Origin of the sequence: Paenarthrobacter sp. NyZ202 (genome assembly GCF_049860755.1) — a bacterium.
Lineage (GTDB): Bacteria > Actinomycetota > Actinomycetes > Actinomycetales > Micrococcaceae > Arthrobacter.
Genome location: NZ_CP187556.1, coordinates 1,257,611 through 1,271,764, shown reverse-complemented (window position 1 = coordinate 1,271,764; position 14,154 = coordinate 1,257,611). Strand labels below are relative to the sequence as shown.

The 14,154-nt window shown below is 64.9% G+C and carries 13 protein-coding genes; 5 read left to right on the top strand and 8 right to left on the bottom strand.

Annotated elements, in window-relative coordinates; all coding sequences use genetic code 11:
• Positions 1-60: 60 nt before the first annotated feature.
• The gene (locus ACPFL9_RS06035) at positions 61-2,280 is read right to left on the bottom strand and encodes an NADP-dependent isocitrate dehydrogenase (protein ID WP_426006398.1); all 2,220 of its coding nucleotides are present in this window, start codon (positions 2,278-2,280) and stop codon (positions 61-63) included.
• A gap of 332 nt (positions 2,281-2,612) precedes the next feature.
• Here ACPFL9_RS06035 and ACPFL9_RS06030 point away from each other — a divergent pair, with 332 nt between their 5' ends.
• A complete protein-coding gene (locus tag ACPFL9_RS06030; RefSeq protein WP_426006397.1) occupies positions 2,613-3,614 on the top strand; it encodes a trypsin-like serine peptidase in 1,002 nt (333 codons plus the stop codon).
• A 127-nt stretch (positions 3,615-3,741) separates the two neighbouring features.
• Here the strand turns inward: ACPFL9_RS06030 and purH are convergent, their stop codons facing one another.
• Positions 3,742-5,412, bottom strand: a complete 1,671-nt coding sequence (gene purH / locus ACPFL9_RS06025; RefSeq protein ID WP_426006396.1) for a bifunctional phosphoribosylaminoimidazolecarboxamide formyltransferase/IMP cyclohydrolase — start codon at positions 5,410-5,412, stop codon at positions 3,742-3,744.
• A gap of 108 nt (positions 5,413-5,520) precedes the next feature.
• Between purH and ACPFL9_RS06020 the strand changes: the two genes are divergently transcribed.
• The 3 genes from ACPFL9_RS06020 to ACPFL9_RS06010 are packed head-to-tail and all read left to right on the top strand — an operon-like array spanning position 5,521 to position 8,791.
• Positions 5,521-6,468: an N-acetylglucosamine kinase gene (locus ACPFL9_RS06020; RefSeq protein ID WP_426006395.1), complete on the top strand. Its 948-nt coding sequence runs from the start codon at positions 5,521-5,523 to the stop codon at positions 6,466-6,468.
• The gene (gene murQ, locus ACPFL9_RS06015; RefSeq protein ID WP_426006394.1) at positions 6,443-7,393 is read left to right on the top strand and encodes an N-acetylmuramic acid 6-phosphate etherase; all 951 of its coding nucleotides are present in this window, start codon (positions 6,443-6,445) and stop codon (positions 7,391-7,393) included. The genes ACPFL9_RS06020 and murQ overlap by 26 nt, the downstream gene beginning before the upstream one ends.
• Positions 7,394-7,438: 45 nt before the next feature.
• Entirely contained in the window at positions 7,439-8,791 is a 1,353-nt protein-coding gene (locus tag ACPFL9_RS06010) for an MFS transporter (RefSeq protein WP_426006393.1), read from the top strand.
• Between the two features lie 72 nt (positions 8,792-8,863).
• On the opposite strand, the gene ACPFL9_RS06005 is transcribed toward ACPFL9_RS06010, so the two are convergent.
• A complete protein-coding gene (locus ACPFL9_RS06005; RefSeq protein ID WP_426006392.1) occupies positions 8,864-9,667 on the bottom strand; it encodes a hypothetical protein in 804 nt (267 codons plus the stop codon).
• Between the two features lie 252 nt (positions 9,668-9,919).
• A complete protein-coding gene (gene purN, locus ACPFL9_RS06000) occupies positions 9,920-10,501 on the bottom strand; it encodes a phosphoribosylglycinamide formyltransferase (protein WP_426006391.1) in 582 nt (193 codons plus the stop codon).
• A gap of 11 nt (positions 10,502-10,512) precedes the next feature.
• On the opposite strand from purN, the gene ACPFL9_RS05995 reads away from it, so the two are divergent.
• Positions 10,513-10,962 (top strand): hypothetical protein, encoded by a 450-nt coding sequence (locus tag ACPFL9_RS05995; protein ID WP_426006390.1) that lies wholly within the window; start codon positions 10,513-10,515, stop codon positions 10,960-10,962.
• Between the two features lie 18 nt (positions 10,963-10,980).
• Here ACPFL9_RS05995 and ACPFL9_RS05990 read toward each other — a convergent pair whose 3' ends face one another.
• From ACPFL9_RS05990 to ACPFL9_RS05975, 4 genes are all read right to left on the bottom strand, one after another.
• Positions 10,981-12,312: a DUF6350 family protein gene (locus ACPFL9_RS05990; protein ID WP_426006389.1), complete on the bottom strand. Its 1,332-nt coding sequence runs from the start codon at positions 12,310-12,312 to the stop codon at positions 10,981-10,983.
• Positions 12,313-12,638: 326 nt separating this feature from the next.
• Positions 12,639-13,016, bottom strand: a complete 378-nt coding sequence (locus ACPFL9_RS05985; protein WP_426006388.1) for a hypothetical protein — start codon at positions 13,014-13,016, stop codon at positions 12,639-12,641.
• Positions 13,013-13,504 (bottom strand): J domain-containing protein, encoded by a 492-nt coding sequence (locus ACPFL9_RS05980; protein WP_426006387.1) that lies wholly within the window; start codon positions 13,502-13,504, stop codon positions 13,013-13,015. The genes ACPFL9_RS05985 and ACPFL9_RS05980 overlap by 4 nt, the downstream gene beginning before the upstream one ends.
• A 223-nt stretch (positions 13,505-13,727) precedes the next feature.
• Positions 13,728-14,150, bottom strand: a complete 423-nt coding sequence (locus ACPFL9_RS05975; RefSeq protein ID WP_426006385.1) for an Hsp20/alpha crystallin family protein — start codon at positions 14,148-14,150, stop codon at positions 13,728-13,730.
• Positions 14,151-14,154: the final 4 nt, after the last annotated feature.

Genomic DNA, 14,154 nt, shown 5'->3' with positions numbered 1-14,154 from the left:
CCGCAGTTGTGGTTGTCATGAGCTCTCATAACAACCACAACTGCGAGTCAGTTGGGCGGACTAATTCAGGGTGGCGAGGACCTCGTTGAAGGTTGCCGACGGGCGCATGATCTCTGCGGCCTTGGCAGCGTCCGGGCGGTAGTAGCCGCCAAGTTCGACGCCGGAGCCCTGGACTGCGTTCAGCTCACCAACGATTGTCTCTTCGTTGGAGGTCAGCGATTCTGCGATCGGCGCGAAGGCTGCTGCCAGGTCCGCGTCCGAGGTCTGCTTGGCCAATTCCTGGGCCCAGTAGAGAGCCAGGTAGAAGTGGCTGCCGCGGTTGTCCAGCTCGCCAACGCTGCGGCGCGGGGACTTGTTTTCCAGCAGGAACGTGCCCGTTGCGCGGTCCAGCGTGTCGGCCAGGACCTGGGCGCGGGCGTTGCCCGTGGTGGTGGCCAAGTGCTCGAAGCTGACGGCCAGGGCAAGGAACTCACCCAGGCTGTCCCAGCGGAGGTGGTTTTCCTTGACCAGCTGCTGGACGTGCTTGGGAGCGGATCCACCGGCGCCGGTCTCGAACAGGCCACCGCCGTTGATCAACGGAACGATGGACAGCATCTTGGCGCTGGTGCCCAGTTCCAGGATCGGGAACAGGTCCGTGAGGTAGTCGCGGAGCACGTTGCCGGTCACCGAGATGGTGTCCTGGCCCTTGCGGATGCGCTCCAGCGTGAAGGCCGTTGCCTCGACCGGGGACAGGATCTCGATCTGGAGGCCCTCGGTGTCGTGCTCCTTGAGGTACTCGTTGACCTTGGCGATCAGGTTGGCGTCGTGGGCGCGCGTCTTGTCCAGCCAGAACACGGCCGGAGTCTGGGAAGCGCGGGCACGGGTGACGGCCAGCTTGACCCAGTCACGGATCGGCACGTCCTTGGTCTGGCATGCACGCCAGATGTCACCGGGGAAGACCTGGTGTTCAATCAGCACGGTACCTGCACGGTTGACGAGCTGGACGGTGCCGGGAACCTCGATCTCGAACGTCTTGTCGTGGCTGCCGTACTCTTCGGCTGCCTGCGCCATGAGGCCGACGTTGGGGACGGTGCCCATGGTGGTGGGATCGAAAGCACCGTTGGCACGGCAGTCGTCGATCACTACCTGGTAGATGCCGGCGTAAGAGCTGTCCGGCAGGACCGCCAGGGTGTCGGCTTCCTTACCGTCCGGGCCCCACATGTGGCCCGAGGAACGGATCATGGCGGGCATGGAAGCGTCAACGATGATGTCCGACGGCACATGGAGGCTCGTGATGCCCTTGTCCGAGTCCACCATGGCCAGGGCCGGGCCATCTTCCAGGCCCTTGGTGATGGCTGCCTTGACGCCTTCGCGGACGTCCTCCGGCAGGTCCTCGAGACCGCTCAGGATGGCTGCGAGCCCGTTGTTGGGGCTGATGCCGGCGGCTGCGAGCTGCTTGCCGTAGGTGTCGAACAGCTCGGAGAAGTAGGCCCTGACCACGTGGCCAAAGATGATGGGGTCGGAGACCTTCATCATGGTGGCCTTCAGGTGTGCCGAGAAGAGGATGCCTTCTTCCTTGGCACGGGCCACCTGGGCCTTGAGGAACTCGTCCAGGGCCTCGGCGCGCAGGACGGTGCCGTCCACAACTTCACCGGCCAGGACCGGGAAGTCCTTCTTGAGGACCTTGACGGTGCCGTCTTCGCGGACCAGCTGGATGCTCAGAGCGTCATCGGCTTCGATGACCACGGACTTCTCGTTGGAGCGGAAGTCGTTCTGGCCCATGGTGGCGACGTTGGTCTTGGAGTCTGCGGTCCAGGCGCCCATGGAATGCGGGTTCTGCCGGGCGTAGTTCTTCACCGACAGGGGCGCGCGGCGGTCGGAGTTACCTTCGCGCAGCACCGGGTTCACAGCGGAACCCTTGATCTTGTCGTAGCGGGAGCGGATGTCCGTCTCGGTGTCCGAGGAGGGGTTGTCCGGGTAGTCCGGGAGGGCGTAGCCCTGGGCCTGGAGCTCGGCGATGGCAGCCTTGAGCTGCGGGACGGAGGCGCTGATGTTGGGCAGCTTGATGATGTTGGCTTCCGGCTGCTTTGCCAGTTCGCCAAGTTCAGCCAGGGCGTTGCCCGTACGCTGCTCTTCAGTCAGGAAATCGCCGAACACGGCGATGATGCGGCCGGCCAGCGAAATGTCGCGGGTCTCGACCTCCACACCTGCGGTCGAGGCGTAAGCTTCCACAATCGGCAGGAACGAGTAGGTAGCCAGCATCGGCGCTTCGTCTGTGTGGGTATAGATAATCTTGGCCATTGGCGGGGTTCTCCCTGAAAGTCTGCAGATTTCAACATCTCTAACTTACCCGAGCAGGCCGTTTTGGCAGCCCTTCGTGTCCGGGATCACGCCGTGCGTTACCGCTTTCACGGCCGTCCCGCAGGCGGTTGGAAGACCGACGGCGGCCTGACCGCCGCAGTGGAGCGCCGCCGTCGTCCTCCTCTCCAAAGCCGCAACAGGAACTGGAAGCAAAATATCACAAAATCTGAAACATCTATTTACAAACTTGTCACACGTTGGGTACCTTCGATTCCGTCAGTCGGCGGTCGCCATCACTGACCGCCTCACTCCCTCGATTAGGTAGGAACAACGTGACAAAAACCAAGACCCTGGCCACAAGCCTGCTGAGTCTGTCTGCTGCCGCACTCCTCGCCCTCACCGGCACAGCCGGCGCCAACGCTGCCCCGGCAACCAACGCAGACTCACAAGGCTCGGTGGCCAGCAGCCACGCGGTATCTGACAGCGGTACTGCGGATTACTGGACTCCGGAACGCATGAAGTCCGCCAAGTCCGGTGACATCCTTGCCGCCAAGGCGCTGGAACGCGGCAAGCTCCTCAACCTCGGCAAGTCCCTGGCAACCGAGGCCCCCGGCGCCCTGACCAGCATCCCCGGCCAACAGGCAGCCACCGATTCCAAGGCCATCAACCTCAAGGCCAACCAGAGCGAAACCCCCGTCAAGCACATCGGCAAAGTCTTCTTCACACTGGGCGGGGCCAACTACGTCTGCTCCGCCAACTCCGTGACCTCCACCAACAGGAGCACAGTGTCCACCGCCGGCCACTGCCTCAACGAAGGCCCCGGAGCGTTCGCCACCAACTTCGTCTTCGTCCCGGCTTACCTCAACGGCGCGGCGCCTTACGGCAAGTGGACGGCAAGGGCACTGTACGCCCCCACGCAGTGGTCCGGCAGCGGCAGCATGCAGTACGACACCGGCTTCGCCGTCCTCAACACCCTCAACGGCCAGCGCCTCGCCGACGTCGTCGGAGCCTCCGGTGTCCAGTTCAACGCCGCCCGCGGCCTCAGCTACAAGGCTTTCGGCTACCCGGCAGCAGCTCCGTTCAACGGTGAATCGCTCAAGAGCTGCTCCGGCACCGCCACCAACGATCCCTACAACCCGCAGTTCAACACCCAGGGCATCCCGTGCAACATGACCGGTGGCTCCTCGGGCGGACCGTGGTTCATCGGTACCAGCTCCAGCGGCTACCAGAACTCGGTCAACTCCTACGGTTACGGCAGCAACTCCACCAAGATGTACGGCCCGTACTGGGGCTCGGTCATCCAGTCCACCTACAACACGGCCTCGGCTTCGTAAGGTTTTTGGCAAGTCCCTGTTAAATACGACGGCGGCCGTCCCCTTTCGGGGGCGGCCGCCAGCGTGTGAGCCCACGCCGCCCGGGTTCCCTGGCCGAAGCGCAGCGACGTCAGGGCGGCGGTGGAAACTAGTGGAAGAAGTGGCGTGCGCCCGTGAAGTACATGGTGATGCCGGCAGCGTTGGCTGCTGCGATGACTTCCTCGTCGCGGACCGAGCCACCCGGCTGGACCACGGCGCGGACACCGGCGTCGATCAGGATCTGCAGGCCATCAGCGAACGGGAAGAACGCATCGGAGGCTGCCACGGCGCCGCGTGCGCGCTCGGGTGCGTTGTCGCCGCTGGCGTTGGAGGCACCGCCGGCGCCATCGACGTCGGACTCCACCTGGACGCCCAACGTGTTGGCGCGCTCGACCGCCAGCTTGCAGGAGTCGAGGCGGTTGACCTGGCCCATGCCGATGCCCACTGCTGCGCCGTTGTCGGCCAGGAGAATGGCGTTGGACTTGGCTGCACGGCAGGCCGTCCATGCGAAGGCGAGGTCGGCGAGGGTCTTCTCGTCAGCAGCTTCGCCGGCGGCCAGGGTCCAGTTAGCGGGGTTGTCGCCGTCGGCATCAACCTTGTCCGTCATCTGAACCAGCACACCACCGGAAACCTGGCGCATTTCGGAGGGGTAGCGGCCGTAGCCCTCGGGCAGGGCGAGGAGGCGGATGTTCTTCTTCTTGGAGAGGATCTCCACGGCTTCGGGCTCGAAGTCCGGGGCGATGACAACCTCCGTGAAGATGTCCGCGACAGTGCGGGCCATCCCGGCCGTGACCGTACGGTTGGCTGCGATGACGCCACCGAAAGCGGAGACGGGGTCGCACGCGTGGGCCTTGGCATGGGCATCTGCGATCGGGTCGGCGGCGTCGGCGGAACCGACGGCAACACCGCACGGGTTGGCGTGCTTGATGATCGCGACGGCGGGCCCGGCGAAGTCGAAAGCGGCACGGAGGGCGGCGTCGGCGTCGACGAAGTTGTTGTAGCTCATGGCCTTGCCGTGCAGCTGATCGGCCTGGGCGATACCTGCCGGGGCAGCCTTGTCCACGTAGAGCGCGGCCTGCTGGTGCGGGTTCTCGCCGTAGCGGAGGACCTCGGAGCGTTCCAAGGCCAGGCCTGCGTAGGCGGGCCAGTCGATGACGCCGTCGCCGTCTTCGTCCAGGAACTGGCTGGCGGTCCAGGTGGCCACGGCGTTGTCGTAGCTGGCCGTGTGCGCGAAAGCCTTGGCGGCCAGGCGGCGGCGGGTGTTGAGGTCGAAGCCGCCGTGTGCTGCGGCGTCAACCACGGCGCCGTAGAAGGTGGGGTCCGTGACAATCGCGACGGCGGCGTGGTTCTTCGCGGCCGAACGCACCATGGCGGGGCCTCCGATGTCGATCTGCTCAACAACGTCGTCCTGGGCAGCGCCGGACTTCACGGTCTCCACGAACGGGTACAGGTTGACCACCACGAGGTCGAAGGTTTCGATCTCCATGCCGGCCAGGGTGTCCATGTGGGCCGGGACGCGGCGGTCGGCCAGGATGCCGCCGTGCACGCGCGGGTGCAGGGTCTTGACGCGGCCATCGAGCATCTCCGGGGAGCCGGTGACTTCTTCGACTTCCTTGACCGGGATGCCTGCGGCGGCGATCTTCTTGGCGGTGGAGCCGGTGGACACGATCGCGACGCCGGCTGCGTGCAGGCCCTTCGCGAGCTCCTCCAGTCCCGTCTTGTCGTAAACCGAGATCAGTGCACGGCGGATGGGAACACGGTCAAGCTGCGTCAAGCTCACAAAAGTCTCCGTCTTGGTTCGCGTAGATGGCGCGGATGGTGGGATGAAGGCAGTTTATCGTGTTTCGTTGCATGGCTGGTTTTGCGTCCTGCAACATAGGGTTGATCCATGGAAGCCACCGAGGTCGTTCTTGTTGCCGATGTTGGGAAAAGCCGTTGCCGCGTGGAGCTGCGGTCCGGCGATGAGCTCCTTGGTGCGGCGGACCAGCACGGCTTTCCCGGGGTGCACGTGGACAACGGGCCAACCCTGGCGTTCGAGCTCCTCCTTGAGACAACGGCCCTGCTTCCTCCGTCGTTGCCCATCAGCACCCTCACGGCGGTAGGGGCAGCGGTGGCCGGTGTGGAGGCGTCCGCGGAGAAGTCCCGGGAGCTCGCCACCATGTTGTCCAACCGGTTCAGCGTCCCCGCAGCTGTACTCTCGGACGCCACGGCAGCGCAGTTGGGGGCACTGCAGGGCGGACCGGGCACCACCTTGATCGTGGGGACCGGTGCAGTGGCCTTTCGTTTCGACGGGTCCGGTGTCCTCCACCGTGCGGACGGCTGGGGACCCTATCTTGGCGATCAAGGCAGCGGCCGGTGGATCGGCCAGCAGGGCCTCCAGGCAGTTCTGCACGCGTACGACGGCGGCCCCACCACATCGCTGCTGGCTGCGGCGGGCGCCCTGGTTGAGTCGCCCGAACTGCTCCCGGGCTGGCTGGCCAAGCAGGAGAACCCCTACCGCGCCATGGCCCGGTTCACGCCGCTGGTTCTGCACGCAGCGGAGGCGGGTGACGTCGTCGCACTTAAGATCATCGGCGAGGCCTGCCGCATCCTGACCACCACTGTTAAGTTGGCCTCCGAGGGCGACGACAGCAGCTCTCCCCGTGTGGCGATGCTTGGCGGGGTGGTGGAGTCGGAGTTCTTCGCGGAACTCTTGCGGAAGTCCCTGGCTTCGGCTGGGATTGAAGTGGTGGAGCCGCTGGGTGATGGCCTGGATGGCGCTGCCCTCGCTGCGACGCGCCGCGGGCTCATCCAGGAAAGGTACATCCACCGTGACGGAACAAACTGGCCGGACTGACGCTGACAAGCTCGCGGACCTCCGCACCGAACTGGCCGGACTGCAGACCGAGGCCGCGGCGGAGAACCTGAAGGACCTGGACATCCTGGGCACGGATGAACTCGTGCAGGCCATGCTGGACCACGGTGCAGGAGTACATGCAGCCGTCGCGGAGGCTAGGGATGCGGTTGTACAAACGGTCGACGCCGTGGCGGAGCGGCTCCAGCGCGGAGGCCGCCTCTTGTACGTGGGAGCCGGGACGGCCGGGCGGCTGGGGGTGCTCGACGCGAGCGAATGCCCGCCGACGTTCGGCACACCGCCGGGACTCGTCGTCGGGCTCATCGCAGGCGGTACCCAGGCGATCCAGAAGCCGGTCGAGTACGCGGAGGACAACGCCACGGCGGGCGCGCGGGACCTGCACGATATCAACGTGACGGAAGCGGACGCCGTCGTGGGAATTACCGCGTCCGGAAGGACCCCCTACGTGATCGGCGCTCTGGAGGAGGCGCGGAAGCGGGGGGCGTTTACGGCGTCGCTGGCCTGCAACAGGGGGTCGGCCGTGAGCCACCTTGCTGATGTAGCGATCGAGGTGGTGGTGGGCCCGGAGTTCATCGCGGGCTCGACGAGGCTGAACTCGGGCACGGCGCAGAAGCTGGTGCTGAACATGATCAGCACACTGGTGATGGTGAAACTCGGCAAGACCTACGGCAACCTGATGGTCGACCTGCGGGCAACCAACAAGAAGCTCCTGGCACGGTCGCAACGGACGGTGCAGCACGCCACGGGTGTCTCCGCGGCTGAGGCGGCGCAAGCGTTGGACTCGGTGGGTGGCTCCGTGAAGGCTGCGATCCTGGTGCTGCTGACCGGACTGGATCCGGCCGGGGCGAAGGCTGCGTTGGAAGAAGCCGGTGGTTTCCTGCGGCGGGCCATCGAAAGGCACCGGTAGCCCCGCTGTCTGCCCCAGCGCATAAGGTGTGATGCAGGAGGGCAAATGAATACATACACAGCCGTGCCCAGCGGCGAACAAGTTGTGCAGGAACTGCCGTGGCGGTGGAAGGTCCAGGGAAAGATCTTCCTGATCGGCGGCCTCGGTTTCATGTTCGATGCCTGGGATGTCACGCTCAACGGCATCCTGATCCCGCTGCTGTCCAAGCACTGGTCTTTGCAGCCTGCCGATGCCGCGTGGATCGGTACTGCCAACCTGATCGGCATGGCGGTGGGGGCGTTCGCCTGGGGGACCATCGCGGACACCATTGGGCGTAAGAAGGCGTTCACGGCCACCCTCCTGATCTTCAGTATCTTCACCGTCCTGGGCGCGTTCGCTCCGGACATTGTGTGGTTCTGCATCTTCCGCTTCATGGCCGGCTTTGGCCTGGGCGGCTGCATTCCCGTGGACTACGCGCTGGTCGGCGAGTTCACGCCCCGCAAGCAACGCGGCAAGGTGCTCACCGCCATGGACGGCTGGTGGCCCGTGGGTGCTGCGCTGTGCGGGTTTGTTTCCGCCGGGCTCGTGGCCGCCTTTGCGGATTGGCGCCTGACGATGCTGATCATGGTGCTGCCGGCGTTGCTCGTGTTCTGGGTCCGGCGCAGCGTGCCCGAGTCGCCGCTGTTCCTGATCCGGAAGGGGCGGAGGCAGGAGGCCGCCGCAGTGATCGATGGTTTGGTCCGGGCCACCGGAGCCGAGCCCCGCGCCTACAGCCTGCCCGAACCCCAGGCTGCCCCGCGTCTCTCCCCCGGCAGCGCGTGGACCCAGCTGCGGAATGTCTGGACCTTCAACTGGAAGATCACCACCGCTGCCTGGGCGCTGTTCTTCTCTGTCCTGCTGGTCTATTACCTGTCCCTGACGTGGATGCCCCGCATCCTGATCGGCGCGGGATTCGAGGAGTACAAGGCGTTTGTCACCACCGCCGGCATGGCCGCTGTGGGACTTCTGGGCGTGATCGTGGCTGCCCTGCTGGTGGAGCGGGTGGGCCGCAAGTGGATCCTGGCCATCACGGGTCCGTTGTCTGCCGTGACGCTGGTGATCGTGGCGTTCGTGGTGGACGTGCCTTCGGCGGCGGTGTTCTGGCTGCTCGTCTTCGGGTTCGTGGTGCAGGTGGCGATTCCCGTGCTCTACGCCTACGTTTCCGAGCTGTATCCCACCGAGCTGCGCGGTTCAGGCTTCGGGTGGGCTTCCACGTTCTCCCGTATCGGTGCAGGTTTTGGGCCGTTGGTGTTTGCCTCGTTCTTCTGGCCCGAGTTCGGACTGGCAACCTCGTTCGCCCTCGCCGGCGGGCTGGTGCTGGTCTCCGTGCTCTGGATGGCGTTCTTCTCCCCCGAGACAAAGCAGCGCATCCTCTCCTAAACCCCCACCCCCTTACCCAAGTAGGTCGCATTTGTGCGCGTTTTGGGCCCTCAAAACGCGCACAGCTGCGACCTACTTGGGGGTCCAGCCGTGTTGCTCGAGCGCCCGCCTCACCTTTCGCACAGCGGTTGTTGCGTCAGTGGACATGTGTATCCTTGAAATGCGTACGAGGATCCACCCTGCCCTGGCGAAGTCCTCTTCCTTCTGGATGTCCTTAACGATCTGCCCGGGCTCGGAGTGACTCTCACCCTCGTAGTCGACTGCGACCCGCCACTCGCGGTAACTCAGGTCAGGTTGCCGTACGACGCCGGGACTCAGCTCCGTGCGCACGTTGACTTCCGGTGTGGGCAGCCCAGCCTCGGCAAGCGCCAGCCTCAGCCGCGTTTCCGGTGCGGAGTCGGCACCTACGCGCGCCTGTTCCAGAGCGAGGCGTGCTTTGCGGATGCCGGGTGTCCCCCAGTGACGATCCAGCATCTCCTCGAGCTCGGCGGGGGTGCAGTACGGCGCTGTGCGGTTCTCAAACTCCGGCCTTGGGATTCGAATGAGGTGATCCGCCACCACGGTGATCTCATCGATGTCCATCTTCCGCGCGCAGTCCAACCACGTCCTGGCTCGAGTCGTGATGAACAGTCCGTTGAGGGTGGTGATTTCATCTTCGAAGAACTGCCCCCTATGCCCGATCACGCCCTTCCGCCGAGGGATAGCCATGGGCTCCGGCCTGGAAATGTGGATGGCTGGTTCGTGGCTTCCCGGCAGGAAACCTGGGAACTCCCATAGCAGGAAGGCCGTGGCGTGCGAAGCTGCCGAGAACGGCGTGATGCGGGTTAGAGGCCGAACCACATCCACCAGCGAGTGGTCGGTTCCGGATCGGGGCACTCGGATCGCCCTGCTGGGTGAGTCCAAGCTGTGGTGACTGAGTCGCCGTCGTGATACTCCGGCCCTCACGGCTTCATGCCACGTGAACGGCAATGACGACAGTGGATCAGGCAGGGGTCTTGGTGTCTTCATGCCCCATGCTGACAAACATCAGTGGGCGGATGCGCGGTTATCCACAGGCATGGGCCCCCAGACGAAATGTAGGTAGCAGCACAGCGCGTTTTGGGCCCTCAAAACGCGCACAAATGCGACCTAGTTGGGGGTGGGGGAAGGTGTGGAGGCGAGGTCGGCCAGGGTTTGGACCAGGAGGCGGCGCTCCACGACCTTGATGCGCTCGTGGAGGGTTTCCTCGGTGTCCCCCGGCTCAATCACGACGGCTTCCTGCGCAATGATCGGCCCGGTATCCACGCCCGCGTCGGCCCAGTGCACCGTGCAGCCCGTGACCTTCACGCCGTATGCCATGGCATCGCGGACCCCGTGGGCGCCGGGGAAGGAAGGCAGCAGGGCCGGGTGGGTGTTGACGTACTTGCCGTTGAAGGCATCGATGAAGTCCGCACTGACGATCCTCATGAACCCCGAGGAAACCACGACGTCCGGAGCGTAGGACAAAACCTTGTCGCGCAGTGCCGCGTCCCACTCGTCGCGCGTTTCAAAGGAGTTGAAGTTGACCACGAAGGTCTCGATGCCGGCCTCGTCTGACCGCTCCACACCATAAGTATCGGGCCGGTCTGCTCCCACCGCGGCGATCTCGACGTCCAGCTCACCCGACTTCACGGCGTCGATGACAGCCTGAAGGTTGGAACCAGTACCGGACACGAGGACAACAATGCGCATTGCACTAGCTTATGGGCGGCTCGCGTAGGCTGGAAAACATGAATCCCGACGTCGGCCCGCGGCCGAGCCAGCAGCCCCGCACCGAGGCGGAAAAGTCTGCGCTCAGCGTGACACAGATCCTTTTCCGTGCCTTCCTGTTGACGGCGTTGGGATCGTTTTTCGTCTTCTCCCTGAACGTTAACTACGTCTGGTTGAGCGCTGTTTTGACGCTGGCGGGCCTGGTGTTGGGAATCGTGGTTCTGGTCCGGACGGTGAAGTACAAACACCCCCGCCTCATGATGTTCGGGACGATCTCCGGGCTGGTTGTTTCCGCGATCATGTGCCTGCTGATTCTCACCTCCGCGCTGTTCTTCAAACAGGTCAGCACGTACCAGGACTGTGCCCGATCGGCTTTGACGGAGTCGGCCAAGACGCAGTGCCTCGCGGAGCTTGAGAACTCGATGCCCGGGCCGCTGCGCTAGCAACCACTGGCGCAGGTCCTAGGCGTGCTCGTCGTCGTACGCGTTTTCGTCCAGGTTCGCCTCGCGCAGCTTCTGGCTGCGTTCCAGCCACGGCCCCACTGCGTAGCCGATCACGACGCCGATACCCACTTCCGCTGCCACCCAGACTGCCGTCCACAGCGGGTGGGGTCCGATTTCGGTGAGCCGGCCAATGCCAGCCGATCCCCGCGCGATCCATGCCAGCGCCCCGCTCAGGAGCCCTGCTACCGCACCGATGAAGGCGCCCAGGACGAGCGTCGATGCCACGGCGGTGAACCAGCGGGCCTTGATCTTGATGGAGAGCCACTCGTCAAAGTGGTTTTCCCCTTGGCGCAGGAACCACCATCCGGCCAGGACCCCGGCCGTGACAGGGAGTGCGAGTGCCATGGGGCCGGCGTCGAGCTGTCCGCTCGGCAGCCCACCGAAGATCGGGACAGCCGGGAGGGGCCCCACGGCTGTTCCCAAAGGCCCGGCAGTAGAGCCGACGCCCAGTGAGAAGCCCGCACCGGACATCCAGGCCAGCGTGAAGATCACCAGGTTGGGAAGGAATCCGAGCTGGGCGATGGTGAGCACGGCACCGCCGAACGCTCCGGCTTTGAGGCCCTCATAGACGGCGATGATGTCAGCCCAATGCCAGACGATGTCCACGGCCAGCAGCAGCGCCGCCAGGGAAACCGCTGCCATGGTGGCCACGAAGCCCGCTTGCAATGCTGACCCCACGTAGGATCCGGCCCATCGCGAATGCTGGCTGGTCTTGGCGAGCCAGGCGACCGCGTCGACGCCGATGAGCCGACTCCACGAGCCCGCCTCACGTCGTGCACCCACCACCATGCCCAGGCCGAAGGAAATCAGCGGGATGCTCATGGCGAGCCACAGGTTGATGACCACGTCCGACGTGCGGCACACAAATCCCGTGGCGGCGCCGAATGCCGCGTACACAATCCATGCGCCAAGGAAGGCCTGCCACAACTGGTCCGTGTAGGAGGCACGGGCCAGACGACGGCCGGCCCGCCAGGCGAGCAGGAACGGAATGAGTGTCAGGCCCAACGGAATGAGGGAAAGCAACCCGGAGCCCGGGTGTCCTGCCGTGCCGACATTCACGGCGGACAAGTTCAGGGGAACCCCGTGGATCAGCAGCCAGGCCTGACCCCCCAGCCTGGCAAGGGCGTCCACGTTCCGGTTCTGGAAGCCGTCCGTGGCCCAAACACCAACCAACGGCAGGAGCACCACGACCGCGGAGATGAGGGCTGCCTGCACTGCTTCCAGACCGCCCTGCAGCCACAGGGGCATGGGGAGGCCACGGGTTCCAGTCTGATCAGCACGCAGTTTCATCGTGATCTATCGTGCCACGGCAGGCTTCGCGGCCGGGTAAGGCTGCCCCGGAAGCACCCGGATTTCCGGAGCTTTTTGTGGTGACCGGCCGTAAGATGGGAGGTATTCGCAAGGGGTGGTATTACGCGACGCCCGTGGAGTTCCATGGACTCAAAAGACCCGGAAACTAATCGAAGCCGGGAACTAGGAGCGGCCAATGGATAGGTGTCACAACTAACAACAGAAAGTCGTACTAGCAGCTGGTGCAACCGATACGGATTTTCTCCATGGTTGCACCAGCCTTCTTATGAGCGGGGCTGTCTCAGCGCCCATGGCCAGTGAGTCGGCTAAAGCTGCGGCCCGTAGATGAACTCCTTTGCGTGGTTGACGGCCTTCTTGAAAGCATCGTTCCTCAAGGTGACCTGCTCCTGGCTGGCTCCCTTGCTCGGCTCGACGAATGTTGTGGGCCCCGGCCTGAGCATCCAGATATCCCCCGCTGGCGGCAGATAGAACACACCGAAGGACCGGTGCTCGGGATCATCCGTCCAGATGGGCACCACTGCCACCGCGGCCCCCGTGTCCGGGTTGATCCATTGCGCCCGGGGCATGGGTTGCTCGTGGACTTCGGGATCCAGGAACGGGGCTGTTCCCCTCCCCCAGCGCTTCTCGAACCGTTCGTAGAAGGCGGGGATGATGTGGCCGTCGTAGGGACGCCATGCACTCATCGGTAACTCCTTGGAGTTCTCTGCTGGGATCTGCTGGGCGGCGCCCACCGGGTGGGGCCGGCGATGAACGGGGGTTGCCCACGGCCCGGCTCGCCGCCTGGCCCACCGCGGGCGGGCTCGGCATGGCCCGCCTCGCCGCGGCGGGTCTCGCCGCGGGGCGCCTCCGGGCGCGGTACGTCCGGCTGGGTTCCGGCGTCGCGCCGATGCACCCGGACCTTGACCGGTGTCCCCTTGCCCGGCACAGGCTGCCCCCGGCGTGCTCGATCGTAGGCCGCCCGTTTCTCCGGGTTCGAGAGCACCACATACGCCTGCATGATGGCATGGAGTTCCTGGCCGTCGGCACCTCCGGTGACGTATCCGGCGTCGTGATTGAGGCGGGTGTCCGGGTGGAGACGGCGAAGCAATGAGCGGTAGGCGCGCGAGATGTCCCGGGCCGAGGCGTCGGGGGCAACGTTGAGGAGGGCGTAGTAGTCAGGCTGCTTGCTCACAGTAGTGTCCGGTAAACGTGCCGTGGATGGGGTGTGGCCCTCGGCGTGAGCCGAGGGCCACTATCCCGGGAGACAGTTTCGGGGGCCGCGCTTCCTCTGCGCAACAAGCGCCGTGGCGTGGTGCGAAAACCTGCGCCCTCATTTCCGATGCGGCCGGTCCACTGTTCCCGGTCCTTTGCTCCGTCCAGGCCACCCCCGGGGAGACCCGGACGGAGCCGATTGGCTAGGCGTTGATCTCCTGCCGTTGCTCGTTGGACGTGATCTCGATGCGCCGTGGCTTTGCCTTTTCGGCGACAGGAATGCGGAGCGTCAGCACGCCTGCGTCGTAGCTGGCCTGGACGCGTTCGGTGTCCAGCGTGTCGCCGAGGATCAGCTGGCGGCTGAAGACGCCCTGGGGACGCTCAGCGGCGAGCATCTCGGTGTTCTCCCCTGCGGGTGACTTACGTTCTGCCTTGACGGTCAGGACGTTGCGCTCGATGTCCAAGTCCACCGAGTCGGGGCTGACACCCGGCAGGTCAAAGGCAACAACGAATTGTCCGTCCTCCTGCCATGCGTCCATCGGCATGCCGGCAGGGCGTGCTGTTGTGCCAAAAACCTGTTGGGCGAGTCGATCAAATTCGCGGAACGGGTCAGTGCGCATCAGCATTGTG